A 15317-nucleotide genomic window follows, 5' to 3' on the forward strand; every position below is an offset into this window, starting at 1 on the left:
GGCGCGCGCTCAGTTCAACCGCAGGATGGCGGCGTTGAGCAGCGTCGCGAAGGCGACCCAGGCCGCGTAGGGCACCAGCAGCCAGGCTGCGAGCCGGTCGAAACGCCACGTCAGCCGGATGGTCCACAGCACCATCACCAACAGCATCGCCACCACGATCAGGCCGGCCCCGATGGCGTGGGCGGTGAAGAAGACCGGTGTCCAGGCGGCGTTCAACACGATCTGGACGAGGAAGGCGGCGAGCGCGAGCCACCAGCCCTCGCGGCCCGGTCCGGTGCGCGGCTGCGCGCCCAGCAGCCGCCACAGCGCGACGCTGATCATCGTGTAGAGGAGCGTCCAGGCGACCGGAAAGACCCAGTCGGGCGGGTTGAAGACCGGCTTGTTCAGGCTTGCATACCAGCCCGGGATCTCCGCCTGGGTCGCCATCGACCCGACCATTGCGGTGGCCGCCACCGGCAGGATCGCGGCGGCGAGCCGGAGCCAGCGCGGAAGGGCGGAGCCTTCGGCGACGTGTGTGGCGGCGGTCATGTCGTCCGTCTCCGGTGGCACGGGTTGCCGAGCCCCCTGCGCCGTGGCACGCGCCCGTCTCCATCCGCCGGGAATCGCCAGATGTCACAGCCTAACGCGCCGCAGGGTTTATCGGATACCCGGCGCGACGGAATGTCTGATTTGGCGCCCCGGAGCCTCGCCGCGCAGGCGATGGGCTGGATCGAGCCTCAGACCCGGGCGGTGGTGAGGCCGCTCCACCTCTCCACCACCTTCGTCCGCGACCCCGACAACGGCTACAGCTCGGGCTACAGTTACGCCCGACCCGACAACGCCACGGTGCGCGAGACCGAAGCGGTCCTGGCGATGCTGGAGAATGCCCGGGCCGGCGCCCTGCTGTTCGGGTCCGGCATGGCGGCCGCCACCGCCGCGTTCGGCGCGCTGGAACCCGGCGACCACGTCGTCGCCGGAACCGTCATGTATTGGGCGCTGAAGCGCTGGCTGCGCGAGGAGGCGCCCCGGCGCGGGTTGACGCTGTCGTTCGTGGAGACCGACGACTTAGGCGCCCTGCGCGCCGCGATCCAGCCCGGCCGGACCAAGCTCGTCTGGATCGAGACACCCGGCAACCCGCTTTGGACGGTCACCGACATCGCCGCCGCCGCGGAGATCGCCCACGCCGCCGGGGCCCGGCTCGCGGTCGACTCCACCGCCGCCTCGCCGGTGCATACCCGCCCCCTCGACCTCGGGGCCGACATCGTCATGCATTCGGCCACCAAGATCCTCAACGGCCATTCCGATGTGGTCGCGGGCGTGCTGGCCGGCGCTACCGCGGACGCGTTCTGGGAGCGGATCCGCGGCATCCGCGCCGGCAGCGGCGGCATCCTCGGACCGTTCGAGGCCTATCTGCTCATGCGCTCGCTCCGGACGCTGCACCTGCGGGCGGCGGCGCAGGCGGAGGCTGCCCTGCGGCTCGCCCAACGCCTCAGCGGGCACCCGCTGGTGAGCCGGGTCCTGTATCCGGGCCTGCCGGACGATCCCGGGTACGCGGTCGCCCGCCGGCAGATGCGGGACGGATTCGGCTACATGCTGTCGATCCGGGTCGCGGGCGGCGAGGCCGGGGCCATCGCCACCGCCGCGCGGGTGCGGCTGTGGAAGCGGGCGACCTCGCTCGGCGGCGTCGAGAGCCTGATCGAGCACCGCGCCTCGGTGGAGGGCCCGGGCAGCGCCTGCCCGCCAGACCTGCTGCGCCTGTCCACCGGCATCGAGGATACGGACGACCTGTACGGCGACCTCGACCGGGCGCTGCGCGACGCGCACGCGGAAGCCTGAGCGCCACCGAACCAATCCCGGCCGCGGGAGCGGAGCGGCCGGGATCCCTGTCTCCGGCTCGAGCAAGACTTTACCCGCGCAGTCAGACTGCCTGGACGCGGGTTCGGAACGGGCCGACCTCCGACATCAGGCTCTCGGAATGCCGGAACGGCGTCCCGGTCGCCCGCGGAGGCCGGGCGGTGTACCCTGAGCGTCGGTGCGCGTCGCCCTCTCGACCGCGCGGGTCGCCGATCCGCGCCGGCGGGTCGCCGGCTTCACGATCGCCTGCACGGAGTTCGCCATCGCCTCGGTGGCGGCCGCCACGAGGATCCCACGGGTTTTAACTCAATGGCCCCATCCGCCGCTCCAGGGCCAGCCCCGCCTCCGTCGGCAACTCGCGATTCGTCACGGTTCGGAAACGGTGCCGAAACCGACGCTGGCGCGTTTTGACGGCGAAGCCTGTTGCGGGCACCACCCAAGCGCGAGCTCTGAACACCATGAAACGTCTTCCCACAGTCGCCGCCGCGATCCTGCTCGGCGCCCTGGCCGGCCCCGCCCGCGCCGACACGGTGCCGAACCTCGATGTCGAGCAGACCTGCCGGTCCGCGCAGGTCACCAACACGTCGATCAGCGACAAGGCCAATTATGACGGCTGCCTGCGCTCCGAGCGGGAGGCCAGGAAGGAGGCCGAGCATCATTGGGGCAGCTACAGCCCGGCGGCCAAACGGCAGTGCGAGGACCAGTTCAAGGCCGGCGGCTACCCGTCCTACGTCGAGATGGTGACGTGCCTGGAACTCGCCTCCGGCACCGTTCCGACGCAGAGCAGCGACGGGGGCACTGCCGTGGGCGGGCCGGGTTCGCCGCGCGACGTGAAGGTCCAGCGGGAGAACGGTGCCAACCTCACCAAGGAGCCGCCGGCGAGCCAGCGCACGGACCCGATGCAGGTGCTGGAGAACAAGTAAGCCTAGGGCGGAGAGCGGTTTTCCCCGCGGCGGGAGCCGGCGACCTATTCTTCGGACGCCGGCGCAAGCGGCCGCGGCGGCATGCTATGGGCGGACATTCCGCCCTCCCGCACACCGCCCGGATCCGTGAACGCCCTCGCCATTATCGCCCCGATCTTCGGGATCGTCCTGATCGGCTGGGCGGCCGCGCTCGCGGGGCTCCTATCCGAGAAGGTCAGCGACGGCCTGTCAGAATATGTCTTCGCGGTCGCCGTGCCGGCGCTGATCATCGCCACGCTGACGAAGCCCGGCATGAGCGGCACCGTGGCCTGGTCCTACTGGGTCTCGTATTTCGGCGGCGCCGGCCTGTCCTGGTACTTCGGCACGCTGATCGCCCGGCGGCGCGCGGGGATCGAGCGGCGGGGGGCGATCCTGCACGGCTTCGCGGCGAGCCAGTCGAACACCGTGTTCGTCGGCGTGCCGATGATCCTCCAGGCCTATGGCGAGGAGGGCGCCTTTCCGCTGTTCATGCTGCTGGCCGTGCACCTGCCGCTGATGATGGGCAGCGCCACCTTCCTGATCGAATCCGATTCCGGCCTGCCCGTGCTGGCGCGGATCCGCGGCCTCGCCCTGGTGCTGCTCAAGAACCCGATCTTCGTGGCGCTCCTGATCGGAATGGCCATGAAGGGCGTCGGCGTCGCGCCGGCCGGGATCGTCCAGTCCCTCATCGATGCCTTCGCCGGCACCGCCTCGACCTGCGCGCTGGTGGCGCTCGGCGCCGGGCTGAAGCGCTACCGGGTGTTGTTCGACCTCAAGGGCGCGCTGGTGATCGCCACCCTGAAGAACCTCCTGCACCCGCTCGCCGTGTGGGTCCTCGCCTTCCACGTGTTCTCGATGCCCGCCGCCTATGCGGGGGTCGCCACGCTGTTCGCCGCGATGCCGGTGGGGATCAACGCCTACCTGCTGGCGGCGCGCTACCGGACCGAGACCGGGATGGTCGCGGCCTCCGTGCTGGTCTCGACCCTGCTTGCGCCGCTCACCACGCTGGCGTGGCTCACGGTGCTTGGCCGGGCGTGACGGCGGGGCTCGGGCGTCACCCGGTGCGTTGGACGGCACGCCGGACGGGTCTAGGGTAGGCCCAAGCGCGGGCCCGCGAGGCCGGACGCACACCTTGCGAGGAACCCCATGAACGCTCCGATGCGCCCCCCGGGCAGCGCTTCCCCGTCGGCCCCGGCCTCCGCGCGCTTCGTCTGGGAGGATCCGTTCCTGCTGGAGGATCAGCTCACCGAGGACGAGCGGGCGATCCGCGACGTCGCCCAGAGCTTCGCGCAGGAGCAGCTGCTGCCGGGGATCGTTGAGGCCTACGCCACCGAGAAGACCGACCCCGAGCTGTTCCGGAAGATGGGCGCGCTCGGCCTTCTCGGCGTGACCCTCCCCGAGGAATACGGCTGCGCGGGCGCCTCCTCCGTGGCCTACGGCCTCGTGGCCCGGGCGGTGGAGGCGGTGGATTCCGGCTACCGCTCGATGATGAGCGTGCAATCCTCGCTCGTGATGTACCCAATCCACGCCTACGGCTCGGAGGAGCAGCGGAAGAAATTCCTGCCGAGGCTCGCCTCGGGGGAATGGATCGGCTGCTTCGGCCTGACCGAGCCCGATGCCGGCTCGGACCCGGCCGGTATGAAGACCCGGGCGGAGAAGATCGACGGCGGCTACCGGATCTCGGGCGCCAAGATGTGGATCTCGAACGCCCCCTTCGCCGACGTGTTCGTGGTCTGGGCGAAGTCCGACGCGCACGAGGGCGCGATCCGCGGCTTCGTCCTCGAGAAGGGCATGACGGGTCTCTCGGCGCCGACGCTCAAGGGCAAGCTGTCCCTGCGCGCCTCCACCACGGGCGAGATCGTCATGGAGGGGGTCGAGGTCGGCGAGGACGCGCTGCTGCCGAACGTCTCCGGGCTCAAGGGACCGTTCGGCTGCCTCAACCGGGCGCGCTACGGCATCTCCTGGGGCGCCATGGGCGCGGCGGAGGATTGCTGGCATCGGGCGCGCAGCTACACCCTGGAGCGCAAGCAGTTCGGCCGGCCCCTCGCCCAGACGCAATTGGTGCAGAAAAAGCTCGCCGACATGCAGACCGAGATCGCGCTCGGCCTCCAGGCGTCGCTCCGGGTCGGGCGGCTGATGGACGAGGGCCGGATGGCGCCCGAGATGATCTCGCTGATCAAGCGCAACAATTGCGGCAAGGCGCTCGACATCGCCCGCACCGCCCGGGACATGCACGGCGGCAACGGCATCATGGGCGAGTACCACGTGATGCGCCACGCCCAGAACCTCGAGACGGTCAACACCTACGAGGGCACGCACGACGTCCACGCCCTGATTCTGGGCCGGGCGCAGACGGGGCTGCAGGCGTTTTTCTAGGACGTATCAGGCCGCCTTTCACGCAGAGGCGACGCATTCACCCATCGAACTTCGAGGTCCCCGCGTCCTCCCTCCGCATGCAGGCTGCGATGTTCGACAACGCTGCCGGATGCGGGCAACGGACGGCACCAGACGCGTCTCTCCCCCCTTTGCGGGGGAGGGAGGGCGGGTGGTCGTTCTGGACTGCCAAGGCGTCGACCGAACGTTGATCTCAAGCGCGAAGCATGACGCCGTGAGGTCCGCGGAGGATGTAAAGACGCAGGTCCGCCCGAGGCTCTCCGAACTCAGCCACCCGCGGGTGCCCGGACCCCCAGGCTCTCCACGAGGCGGGCGAGGTACCCGTCGGGATCCTGCACCAGGCATTCCCGCTGGCCATGCTCGGCATCCCCGACACGGTACCACGCCTCGCCGGGCCCCTCGAAGATCGGCCAGCCCGCCGCGTCGAGCGCGGCCAGGACCGGATCCAGCGGCTCGACCTTGGTCTGGAGGTTGATCCCCCGACCGAACGGGCGGTGCAGGGCGCCCGTCTCCCACGACCCGTTGCGCTGGTACAGCATGATCTGCGCCGAACCACGCGTCAGGTAAGCGAAGCGCGCGGCCGGACGGTCGTAGGCGATCCCGAAGCCGAGCAATCCGCACCAGAAGCGAAGGCTGGCATTTAGATCCGTAACCCCCAGTTCCGGAACAAGCGCGGCGAACCCACCCTGCGGTGCGCCGCCCGAGCCCGGCGAACGTGCCCTGGCGGCGGGGTCAGCCATAGGTTCTATGGCGGCCATTCGGCCCTCCCGATACGGAACGCGGCTGCCGAGCCTTCGCCAACCGCTCCCAGGAGCGACCTTAGCGCGAGTCACAGGCAGTCGCGCAGGCACGACGAACCCGTCAGCCTTCCCCGCTCTCCTCACCCCCGAGCGACCATTCCAGCACCCGGGCGAGGTGGTCATACGACCCGTATCGGCTGGCGAATTGCGGGTAGGGCCGGGCCGTGTAGGCCGCCTCGCCGGTCATGAACCGGGCGACCAGACCCCGGAGCCTTGCGGCGTGCTCGGCGACGATCGCCGCGACGTCACGCTCCTCGCCCCGGGGCGCCTTCACCGGGATCGGCACGAACGGCTTCCGGCCGCCCGAGGCGTGGACGTAGAGCAGGTCCGGCGTCGTCCGCACCGTCGGCAGATCCTTGAAGGCGCCGTGCATCAGCATGGCCGCCTCCAGGGTGAGCTGGGGCGAGAACCCGGAGAAGATCGTCTTCGCCGAGGGCGGCGCGCCGGTCTTGTAGTCGACGATGCAGGCGGACCCGTCCGGGCGCAGCTCGATCCGGTCGGCCCGGGCGCGCAGGGTGAAGCTCTCAGGCCCCATCGGGATCACCCAGCGCCCGGAGACCTCCGGATGGACCCGGGTCAGGCCGGGACGGCGCTGCGCCTCCCAGTCGAGATAGGCGGCGGCCATGCGCTCGTAGCGTGGCCACCATTCGGCGTAGAGGTTCGGATACTCCGCCTCGATGTCGGCGAAGGCGTTCACCGCGAAGTTGAGCAGCCGCTCCGCCGCATCCGGGGGCAGCGCCCGCGGATGGCGCTCGGCGAAGGCCGCGAATACGTCGTGGACCAGGGAGCCGCGGGTGGCGACGCCCGGGGCCGCCGCCAGCGGATCGAGGGGATCGAGCCCGAGCACGTGGCGGGCGAAGATGCTGTAGGGATCGCGCACCAGCGTCTCGATCTCGGTGACGCTGAGGGAGCGTGGGAACAGTGCCGGGTCCGGCTTCGGCGCGGGGCGTTTCAGCCGCGGCTCCGGCGGGGCGGCGTCGAGCCGGGCGGCGAGGCCGGTGAAACGGCGCCCCGCCTCCACGACCGCATCCCAGCGGGCATCCCCCGAAAGCGCACGCAGGCGCTGGATCAGCCGCGACGGCACGGTCGGCGCACCATCGCGCTTGAGCGCCCGGGTGATCAGCACGTCCCGGCAGCCCAGGGCCTGCACGAAATCGTGCGCCATCTGGCCGATGCGCCGCTCGGGCGGGTTGAGGCCGACCCGCTCGCGCATCGGCCGGTTAAGGAAGGAATCGGTCAACGTCCGCACCGGCCAGACGCCCTCGTCGAGACCGCCGAGCACCATCCGGTCCACCGAGAGCAGCCGCGACTCCAGAAGGCCGAGGATCCGCAGCCGCGGATGCGGCGGAGCGCCGGTACAGGCGACCACGCGCTCCCGGGTAAGCGCCGTGAAGAAGGTCGCGTAATCGTCGAACCGCCCCGGCATCAGGCCGGGCTCGGCCATCTCCAGGTCGTCGAACAGCGCGTCGAGGCAGGACAGGGAGCCGTCCGTCTCCTCCGCGGGGGCGTCCTCCGGCCCGGCGATCAGCTGGTCGCAGGCCTCCCGGTGGCGCGTGGCCGTGGCGACGAGGTCGCAATCCCCGGTCCCGTCCGCCCCCGGGAAATCCCGGAAGACCAGATCCAGCCGGGCGAGCAGGTCCGCGGCCAAATCCCAATCGATGTCCGCCAAGCGCCGCTTGGCCCGGGGCCGGTGCTCGGGCGGGCCCGCGCGCTCGGCCGCGAGGGCGTTGCGCAAGCCGAGAAAACCCGGGGCCGGGACGGGACCGCGCAGCAGCCCGATCTCCAGCGCCGCGGCGCCCCGGACCACGTCGGCGCGCGGCAGCCCGAGATGGACCATCGGGTGCGAGAGCAGGGCGATCAGCCGGGCCGGGATCGCATCGGCCTGATCGCGGGCGAGGTCGGCGGCCAGCTCCGCGGCGAGCCGGGCGAGCCGGCCCGCGGGGCTTCCGGCTAGGGCCACCCCAGCCGAGTCCTCGGCGACGATGCCCCAGCGCAGCAGCTCCACCGCGACCCGGCCGGCGAGCCCCCGGTCGGGCGTGACCAGGGCCGTGGTGGCGCCGGGGGTCTTCAGCGCCTCGCGCAGCGCCAGAGCGGCCACCAGGGCCTCCTCCCGCTCGTCGGCGGCCTCCGCCAGCGCCAGCCCGTCGAGACCGCGTCGGGCGAATCCGTCGCGCTCGGCCGGGTCGAGGGCGGCCCAGGCGTCGGTGGTGTCGGCCGGGCGGAGTGCCTGCGAGAGCAGCGCAGCCCGGGCCACCTGTCCGGCATCGGGCTCGCCCAGGGCGGCGATCTCCGCGCGGCCGAGATTCAGGTTCTCCGGCCCGAGGAGCCGGTGCAGCACCGCCTGCGGGTGGCCATGCGCGATCACCCGGGAAAACCCCTCGCCGGTGTCGATGCCGTCCCAACCCGCCGCGTCGAGGTCGAGGTCCAGCCCCGGCAGCACCACAGCGCCCCGGGCCAGGCGCGCCACGGCGGCGATGAGCCGGGCGGTGGCGGGGACGGAGCCGAGGGAACCGGCGACGATCACGGGATCCGAGATGGCGCCGCGCGACAGGCGCCGTTCCTCGGCCTGCACGAGGCCGCGGGCGCGGGCGACGGGGTCGGCCAGCCCGCGTTCGGCGAGGAGTTTTGGCCAGTTCTCGGCGGCGATCTTCACGAAGTCGAGGGTCAGGCCGAAATAGCGGGAATACTCCGCCTCCACGGCGGCGCCGATCTCCGACCAGGGCAGGCCCTCGACGGTCAGCGCGTCCATCAGCCGTTCGAGATCGCCCGCGAGACCGACCGCGTCGGCGGGGGAGGACGGGACCAGGAACGGCACCTCGGCGTCCAGAGGCAGCAGGGTGCGGTCTACGGTCCTGGCCCAGGCCTGGACGAGGCGGGCGAGGATCAGCCGGCGTTCCAGGGGGGGCATGGGCGCGCCCAGCGGGTCGGCATTCGCCTCCAGCAGCGGCTCGGCGGCGAGGTCGAGTTCCGCCTCGTCGGCCTCACCGAGGGGGATCATCCGGGGCAGCAGGGTGGCCCGTCCGGGGGCGTCCCGGCCGAGCCTCTCGGCCAGGATCGCCGCGAGCGCCCGGGCGGCGCGGCGGGTCGGCAGGTAGATGGTGACGGCGGCGAGCGCCAGCGGGTCGTCCGCCACCGGTCCGACGAGCCGGCCGGAGATCAGCGCCTCGGCAAGCGTCGGCAGGAACGGGACGCCGCGGGTGATGGTGAAGACGGCCTGTCGGGCGGGCATGGACGCTTCTACGCCGGTGCGCGCGGCCGGGACAGGGGTTGGTGAGGATCCAAGGCTTGCGGGCGCGAGGCTTCGCAAGACCTGCGGATGGGCTCAGGCACGCCAGCCACCGCCCGCAACGACGGCTCGGCGCGTAAGGATCGAGCAATCGGGGCGGGGCCCGGATGTCCCGACCCTCACCAGCGGTGTCGTCCTGAGCCGCGGCTCGAGAGGGGGGGCCTATGCCCCCCGCGCCGCGGCGGCGCCGTAGCCCGCGCGCCGGCCGAACACCACGCCGGAGGTCAGGCCCGAACCGCCCGGATAGCCGTTGAAGAACACGCCCCCGACCATCTCGCCGCAGGCGTAGAGCCCGGGGATGGCACTGCCGTCCTCCCGCTTGACCGCGCCGTCGTCGCCGACCTCGACGCCGCCGTAGGTGAACGTGATCCCGCCGGTGACCGGGTAGGCCTTGAACGGCCCGGTGGCGATCGCCTGCGCCCAGTTCGACTTGGGCAGGGCGAGCCCCTTGGTGCCGCGCCCGTCCTTCACGGTCGGGTCGAACGGCACGGTCTCGTCAACGGCGGCGTTGAATTCCGCAATGGTGCGCTTGGCCGCGTCCCGATCGATGCCGTCGAGCAGGTCGAGGAGCCCGTCCAGGGTGTCGGCCTCGACGAAATGCGCGTCGTGGAACCGATACTCGCTGTAGAGCAGGTGATCGACCTTGGCGTCGAAGATCTGCCAGGCGACGTGACCGGGCTGTTCCATGATCGAGCGGCCGAACTGGGCATAGGTGTAATTGCGAAAATTCTTGCCCTCGTCGACGAACCGCTCGCCGTTCGCGTTCAGCATCAGGCCCAGGAAATAGCAGATCTTCCGGTAGTGCTTGCGCTCGCCGTGGGGCAGGTCGAGATTGCCGTAATCGGGGGTGTGCAGGTCCATCGGGGTCGCGTGGCAGCCGCCGTAGAAGCCGTGTGCCTTCGCGCCGAGCGCCAGCGCCATCTCCAGCCCGTCGCCCTGGTTATGCGGCGTGCCGCGGACCCGGGCCTTGTCCCAGCCTGCGCCGATGAAGCGCGTCCGCAACGCGGCGTTCGACTCGAAGCCGCCACAGGCCAGGACCACGGCCTTCGCCCGGAACGTCCCCTGCGGCGTCTCCACGCCGACCACGCGCCCGTCCGCGACGACCAGCCCGGTGGCCGGGCAGCCGTAGCGGATCTCCCCGCCGGCCTCGGTGAAGGCCTCGAGTTCCGCCTGGGCGAGGCCGAACCCCTCGTCGTGGGTGGCGAGCGTCAGGCCGCCCCAGAAGACGAAGCGCCCGTCCTTCTCGAAGGACTGGCGGGAATAGATCGGCTCGAACTTCACCCCCTGGGTTGCGAGCCAGCGCAGGGCTGCGCCGCTCTCGTCGATCAGGATGCGCTGCTCGCGGGAGAGCGGCCGGCCGTCGTTGAAGCCGAGCAGGTCGTCCTCGAACTTCTGGGCCGTATAGGCGCCGAAATCGGTCCGGGGCAGGCGCGGATCCTGCGGATCGGCCAACAGCGGGATCAGGTCGTCGTTGCCCTCGTAGACGAACCGCATGGCGCCGGCCGTGTAGGCGGTGTTGCCGCCGGCCAGATCCCGCTCGGCCTTCTCGATCATCAGCACCGAGGCGCCGCGCTCCAGGGCGGCCAGGCCTGCGCTCATGGCGGCGTTGCCGGACCCGACCACCACGACATCCCACGGCCCATCACCCGGACGCTGCATCGCCGTCTCCCCACCCCTCACGTTTCGTCGCTGAATTGTATACGCCTGCATGCAATCTGCGGCAAGCGTTCCGCAGCGTGCGGTTTGACGCTAAGGGCCAAGCGAGGAGACCCGGATGAAAGCCAGCGAAGCGGAACGCTCCAGCGGCGCCGGCGCCTACGAGCGCCTGCTGCGGGCGATCGAGGAGGGTGAACTCGTGCCCGGCAGCCGCCTGAGGGAAGCCGAGCTCGCCGAGCGGTTCCAGATCAGCCGCACGCCGGTGCGGGAGGCCTTGGGGCGGCTGGAGGCACAGGGCCTCGTCGCGCACGAGCCGCACCGGGGCGCCAGCGTGGCGCAGCTCGATTACGGGCAGGTCAGCGAGCTCTACGACCTGCGCGAGGTGCTCGAGGGGACGGCGGCCCGCCTCGCCGCGATCCACGCCAGCGCGGTCGAGACCGAGATCCTGGAGGAGATGGTCGCCCGGGATCGGTCGCTGATCGGCGACGCGCCAGCGCTCGCGCGGACCAACCGCCTGTTCCACCGGCAGATCCACGGCGCGGCGCGCAACCGCTTCCTGCAGAGCACGCTGGAGACGATGCGCCTGTCGCTGGTGCTGCTCCCGGGCGCCACCACCCTGGCGGCCCCCGACCGCGCCGCGGAGTCCCTCGCCGAGCACGCCGCCATCGTGGCGGCGATCCGGGCCCATGACGGGGACGGCGCCGAAGCCGCAGCCCGGGCGCATATCCGCGCCGCGTTCAAAGCCCGGATCCGGATCTGGCAGGAGACCTGAGCCACCCCGCAAACGCCCGATCGCCCGTTTCAGTTGTCCTCTCGCGACGGCGCAGCGGGCCTTCTGCAGGACGCTCTCGCGAAGCAACCGGCGCAGGATGCCGGTCCGTCAGGCGCTCCTCGCCCGGACGCTTGGAAGGACAGGCGCCGGTATTCCGGAGCCTGTCTTATCCGGCAGACGCCGATGTCATGCCCGCTCGAACGACTGGGCGAGACGCTCGATCGTGGCGGCGGTGGCATCGACCGCGTCCGGCCGGTGCAGGCCGCCGAGCACCGACGGATCGAGGGCGAGCCCCGCCCGGACGAGATCCGGCCATGCGGAAGCGGGGGGCCAGCCCGCATGCACGATCGCGGCGCCGAGCCCGGCCAGGGCCGCCGCTTTCTCGGTCTGCTCGCCGTAGGCCCGCGCCTCCGGCAGGCAGAGGAAGCGCTTGGCCTGCGACGCCGCGAGGGCCACGACCCCGTCGCCGCCGCCGCCGACCATCAAGGCCGCCTTCGCCACCCGTGCGGCAACGTCGGGGACCCAGCCATGCACATGCAGGTTGTCCGGCGTCGGGCCTGAACCCAAGACCGGGCCGAGGACATGCCAGGCGCGATCCGGGACGGCCCGGGCCGCCGCGGCGAGTGCCGCGAGGTCGCCCCCCGCGCCGCCCCGGCCGAACACCACCACGATATCGCGGCTGGTCTCGGTCGCAGCCTGCGCCGGCGCGCCGAGAAAACCCGCGTAGACCGTCTTGGCTCGGATCCAGTCCGGCACGCCCGCGGCCTCCAGCGCCTCGGGGAACGGCGCGAGCAGCCGCGTCGCGCCGCGGAAGGCTTCGAGATGCGGCCGATCGGTCCGGGTGCCGGCGAGCCGCACCACCAGCGTCGGCACGGACAGGAGGCGCGCCAGCAGCGCGACCTCCACCGAGACATCCACGACGAGAAGGGCCGGCTCGGTCCGCGCCGCCCATTCGGCGATGCGCGCCATCCGAGCGCGGATGCCGGGATGGTTCAGGGGCGCGTAGTGCAGCGCCTCCGGCCGCTCGGATTCGCCGTCGCGGCCGTCGAAGGCGGCGTCGCCCAGCGGGCGGTCGTCGGGCAGGTCGAGGCGATCGAGCCCCGCGGTGTCGAGGCCCGCGAGGGTGCCGAGGATCGTGCAGGGGCGGGGCAGGGCGGCGGCCACCGCCCAGGCCCGCTGGAGATGGCCGGCGCCCTGATGGTGGACGTACCAGCCGATCCGGCGGGTCACGCCGCGGCCCGCAGGGACAGGGCGAGGGCGTCGAGGTCGGCGAGCGCCCGGTCGAGGGGGCATTCCCGCGCGGGCGCCGCCCGGGATTCGAGGATCCGGTCGGCCCGCTCGACGAACGCGATGTCGTTGGGGTAATTTTGCAGGGCGTCGAGGTCATCGTCGCCGAGCCCGAGCTGCCGGCATGCCGCCACCCAGGCCGAGCCCGTGAGCCGGTATGCCTGGCGCAGGGCCGCCCGGCGCAGGATCAGCGCCTGCCAGTGGGCGGCCTCGGGGAGGAGATAGGCTTCCCCGTCGAGGACGCGGGCGCGGCGGGCCATCTCGGTGGCCATCCCGCCCGAGACCCGACCGTGGCGCCGGGCCGAGACCATCACCCGCACGTCCGGGCAGTGGCGCAGCCGGGCGCCGTGGGCGCGCAGCAGGCCGACCAGGGCGTTGTCCTCGCCACAGGGCAGCGGCGGCAGGCCGCCGACCGCCCGATAGAGCGAGACCGGGACCGCGAGGCTGGCACCGGTATGGTCGCCGTGGCGCGGGGCCGGGTCGTAGGGCGGCGGGTCGAGCAGGTCCTCCAGGCGCCGGACGCCGGACCAGTAGCGCTCGATCCGGGCGTGGAGCTCGGCGAGCTTCGGATCCGCATCGCCGTCCTGGTCGATGACGAGCCGGCCGCCGACCACGTCCGCCTGTTCGAGCGCCCGCAGGTTCGCCACGATCCAGTCGGCCGGCAGGCGGGCATCCGCGTCGGTGGTGAGCAGGATTCCATCCGGAACGGCGTCATCCGCCAGCCAATCGGCGCCGGCATCGAGCGCCATGCGCCTGGCCGTACCGACATGGGCTTGTGCGCCGACGAGATCCGCCTCGATCAGCCGGATCTCCAGCGCGGGCCACGCGCCCGCCGCCTGCCGGGCGCGAACCGTCGCTGCCGTCCCGTCCGTGCAGTTGTTGGCTACGACGACGACCCGCAGCCGTGTCGCGACCCCGACCTGTCCGGCCAGGGATGCGAGCAGGATCGGCAGGCGCTCCGCCTCGTTCCGCGCCGGGATGCAGACGACGCAGCGTGAGGGACCGGGCCGGACCGCGTCGGCGCGCATGTCAGCCTCGTCCGCCCGCGACCCGCAGCGCCGGCCGCGCCCGCTCGGCGCAGCGCGCCATGACGGACTCGTAGGCCTCCAGGTAGCGTGCGGTCATCGCGGCGGCGTCGTAGAGCGCCTCGGCCCGATCGCGGCAGGCGCGCCGCGACAACCCGGCGGCCGCCCGGATCGCCACCGAGAGGTCCTGCGCATCGTCCGGATCGGCCAGCCGGCCGCATTGCGCGTCGAGGATGTCGGGCATGGCACCGCGGCGGAAGGCGGCCACCGGCGTGCCGCAGGCCAGGGCCTCCGCCACCACGAGGCCGAAGGGCTCCTCCCAGCACGGCGACACGATCGCCACCCGGGCGCGCCCCAGATGGTGGGCGAGTTCCCGGTGCGGCAGATGTCCGAGATGGGTCAGGTCCGGCCCAAGCCGGGGCGCGATCTCGGCCGCCCAGTAAACCGGATTGAGCTTCGGCCCCGCGAAGGTCAGCGGCAGGCCGGCCGCCCGCGCGGCGTCGATGGCGAGGTGCAGACCTTTCTCGGGCACGATCCGACCCGACCAGAACGCGAAGGGCGCCGCATCGGGAGCCTCGGAGAACGCGAAGGTCGAGAGATCGACGCCGTTATCGACCACCTGGGCGTCGGGCACCAGGGAGGCCCATTCCTGCGCCAGGGACGGCGAGACCGCCAGGAAGGCCATGTCCGGATCGGCCTTCATCACGCCGCCGACCAGAGCCTCGAAGGGTGGCGTGTGCAGCACCGTGACCCACGGCAGGCCGATGCGGGCGCTCTCGCGCAGGGGCAGGGCATGCAGGGCGTTGTTGTGCACGAGGTCGAAGCCGCCGGCCGCGACCATCTCCATCATCCGCCGGTAGGCGTCGTGCTCCGCGCCGTCGATCGCCGCCTCGCGCTCGGGATCCATCAGCGCGTCCCCGGTGGGATCGCAGAGCATCACCGGATCCAGCGCCGGGTCCGATCCGCGGCTGGCGAACAGCGTCACGTCGTGCCCGTGGCGCTTGAGGGCGACGGTGAGCAGGTGCGTGTGCATCTCCAGACCGCCCGCATAGGGCTGGCCGATCGGGTACTTGAGATGTGCGAGGACAGCAATCTTCACGCGCGCACCGGATCTGGTTGGGTAGGGATATCTACCGCTCGCAGCGGTGCGGAAGGATTTCTTTCCGCGGCGAGGTAGCAGGTATCATGCCGAGAATGTCTTCAGCAAGCGTTGCACCGGGGAAGCCGAAGCAACGACGAGCGCGACGCTGCCACACTTCCTAGGCCCTGCGGCCTGAACCATTGATGATCGGAACGATGGGTCCCTTGTTCACCCGGGCCATC

General features: G+C 71.9%; 12 protein-coding genes. 5 read left to right on the forward strand and 7 right to left on the reverse strand.

Annotated elements, in window-relative coordinates:
- Positions 1–9: 9 nt before the first annotated feature.
- On the reverse strand, positions 10–528 hold the full coding sequence (locus tag AC3IF3_RS16175) for a TspO/MBR family protein (RefSeq protein ID WP_489229514.1): 519 nt from the start codon (positions 526–528) through the stop codon (positions 10–12).
- A gap of 81 nt (positions 529–609) precedes the next feature.
- On the opposite strand from AC3IF3_RS16175, the gene AC3IF3_RS16180 reads away from it, so the two are divergent.
- The 4 genes from AC3IF3_RS16180 to AC3IF3_RS16195 all read left to right on the forward strand — a co-directional run bounded on the left by AC3IF3_RS16180 (position 610) and on the right by AC3IF3_RS16195 (position 5150).
- The gene (locus AC3IF3_RS16180; RefSeq protein WP_489229515.1) at positions 610–1815 is read left to right on the forward strand and encodes a trans-sulfuration enzyme family protein; all 1206 of its coding nucleotides are present in this window, start codon (positions 610–612) and stop codon (positions 1813–1815) included.
- A gap of 476 nt (positions 1816–2291) precedes the next feature.
- Positions 2292–2756: a hypothetical protein gene (locus AC3IF3_RS16185; protein ID WP_489229516.1), complete on the forward strand. Its 465-nt coding sequence runs from the start codon at positions 2292–2294 to the stop codon at positions 2754–2756.
- 126 nt (positions 2757–2882) lie between these two features.
- A complete protein-coding gene (locus AC3IF3_RS16190; protein WP_489229517.1) occupies positions 2883–3812 on the forward strand; it encodes an AEC family transporter in 930 nt (309 codons plus the stop codon).
- 108 nt (positions 3813–3920) lie between these two features.
- A complete protein-coding gene (locus AC3IF3_RS16195; RefSeq protein WP_489229518.1) occupies positions 3921–5150 on the forward strand; it encodes an acyl-CoA dehydrogenase in 1230 nt (409 codons plus the stop codon).
- Positions 5151–5434: 284 nt separating this feature from the next.
- Here the strand turns inward: AC3IF3_RS16195 and AC3IF3_RS16200 are convergent, their stop codons facing one another.
- From AC3IF3_RS16200 to tcuA, 3 genes are all read right to left on the reverse strand, one after another.
- Entirely contained in the window at positions 5435–5908 is a 474-nt protein-coding gene (locus AC3IF3_RS16200; protein ID WP_489229519.1) for a bleomycin resistance protein, read from the reverse strand.
- 121 nt (positions 5909–6029) lie between these two features.
- The gene (gene addB / locus AC3IF3_RS16205; protein ID WP_489229520.1) at positions 6030–9197 is read right to left on the reverse strand and encodes a double-strand break repair protein AddB; all 3168 of its coding nucleotides are present in this window, start codon (positions 9195–9197) and stop codon (positions 6030–6032) included.
- A gap of 219 nt (positions 9198–9416) precedes the next feature.
- Positions 9417–10913: an FAD-dependent tricarballylate dehydrogenase TcuA gene (tcuA, locus tag AC3IF3_RS16210; RefSeq protein WP_489229521.1), complete on the reverse strand. Its 1497-nt coding sequence runs from the start codon at positions 10911–10913 to the stop codon at positions 9417–9419.
- A gap of 115 nt (positions 10914–11028) precedes the next feature.
- Here tcuA and AC3IF3_RS16215 point away from each other — a divergent pair, with 115 nt between their 5' ends.
- Positions 11029–11682 (forward strand): GntR family transcriptional regulator, encoded by a 654-nt coding sequence (locus AC3IF3_RS16215; RefSeq protein WP_489229522.1) that lies wholly within the window; start codon positions 11029–11031, stop codon positions 11680–11682.
- Between the two features lie 186 nt (positions 11683–11868).
- Here the strand turns inward: AC3IF3_RS16215 and AC3IF3_RS16220 are convergent, their stop codons facing one another.
- From AC3IF3_RS16220 to AC3IF3_RS16230, 3 genes are read right to left on the reverse strand one after another with little or no spacing between them, the layout of a single operon-like run.
- The gene (locus AC3IF3_RS16220) at positions 11869–12912 is read right to left on the reverse strand and encodes a glycosyltransferase (RefSeq protein WP_489229523.1); all 1044 of its coding nucleotides are present in this window, start codon (positions 12910–12912) and stop codon (positions 11869–11871) included.
- Complete coding sequence (locus AC3IF3_RS16225; protein ID WP_489229524.1) at positions 12909–13997, reverse strand: glycosyltransferase family 2 protein; 1089 nt, start codon at positions 13995–13997, stop codon at positions 12909–12911. Before AC3IF3_RS16225 ends, AC3IF3_RS16220 begins: the two co-directional genes overlap by 4 nt.
- Before the next feature lies 1 nt (position 13998).
- A complete protein-coding gene (locus AC3IF3_RS16230; protein ID WP_489229525.1) occupies positions 13999–15093 on the reverse strand; it encodes a glycosyltransferase family 4 protein in 1095 nt (364 codons plus the stop codon).
- Positions 15094–15317: the final 224 nt, after the last annotated feature.

The sequence above is a fragment of the Methylobacterium sp. J-118 genome (assembly GCF_057836565.1).

Bases quoted from the DNA above. Each gene is read 5' to 3' on its own strand.
- AC3IF3_RS16175 (WP_489229514.1), bottom strand. From the start codon at position 528: ATGACCGCCGCCACACACGTCGCCGAAGGCTCCGCCCTTCCGCGCTGG.
- AC3IF3_RS16225 (WP_489229524.1), bottom strand. From the start codon at position 13,997: ATGCGCGCCGACGCGGTCCGGCCCGGTCCCTCACGCTGCGTCGTCTGC.
- AC3IF3_RS16215 (WP_489229522.1), top strand. From the start codon at position 11,029: ATGAAAGCCAGCGAAGCGGAACGCTCCAGCGGCGCCGGCGCCTACGAG.
- AC3IF3_RS16195 (WP_489229518.1), top strand. From the start codon at position 3,921: ATGAACGCTCCGATGCGCCCCCCGGGCAGCGCTTCCCCGTCGGCCCCG.
- AC3IF3_RS16185 (WP_489229516.1), top strand. From the start codon at position 2,292: ATGAAACGTCTTCCCACAGTCGCCGCCGCGATCCTGCTCGGCGCCCTG.
- AC3IF3_RS16200 (WP_489229519.1), bottom strand. From the start codon at position 5,908: ATGGCTGACCCCGCCGCCAGGGCACGTTCGCCGGGCTCGGGCGGCGCA.
- addB (WP_489229520.1), bottom strand. From the start codon at position 9,197: ATGCCCGCCCGACAGGCCGTCTTCACCATCACCCGCGGCGTCCCGTTC.
- tcuA (WP_489229521.1), bottom strand. From the start codon at position 10,913: ATGCAGCGTCCGGGTGATGGGCCGTGGGATGTCGTGGTGGTCGGGTCC.
- AC3IF3_RS16180 (WP_489229515.1), top strand. From the start codon at position 610: ATGTCACAGCCTAACGCGCCGCAGGGTTTATCGGATACCCGGCGCGAC.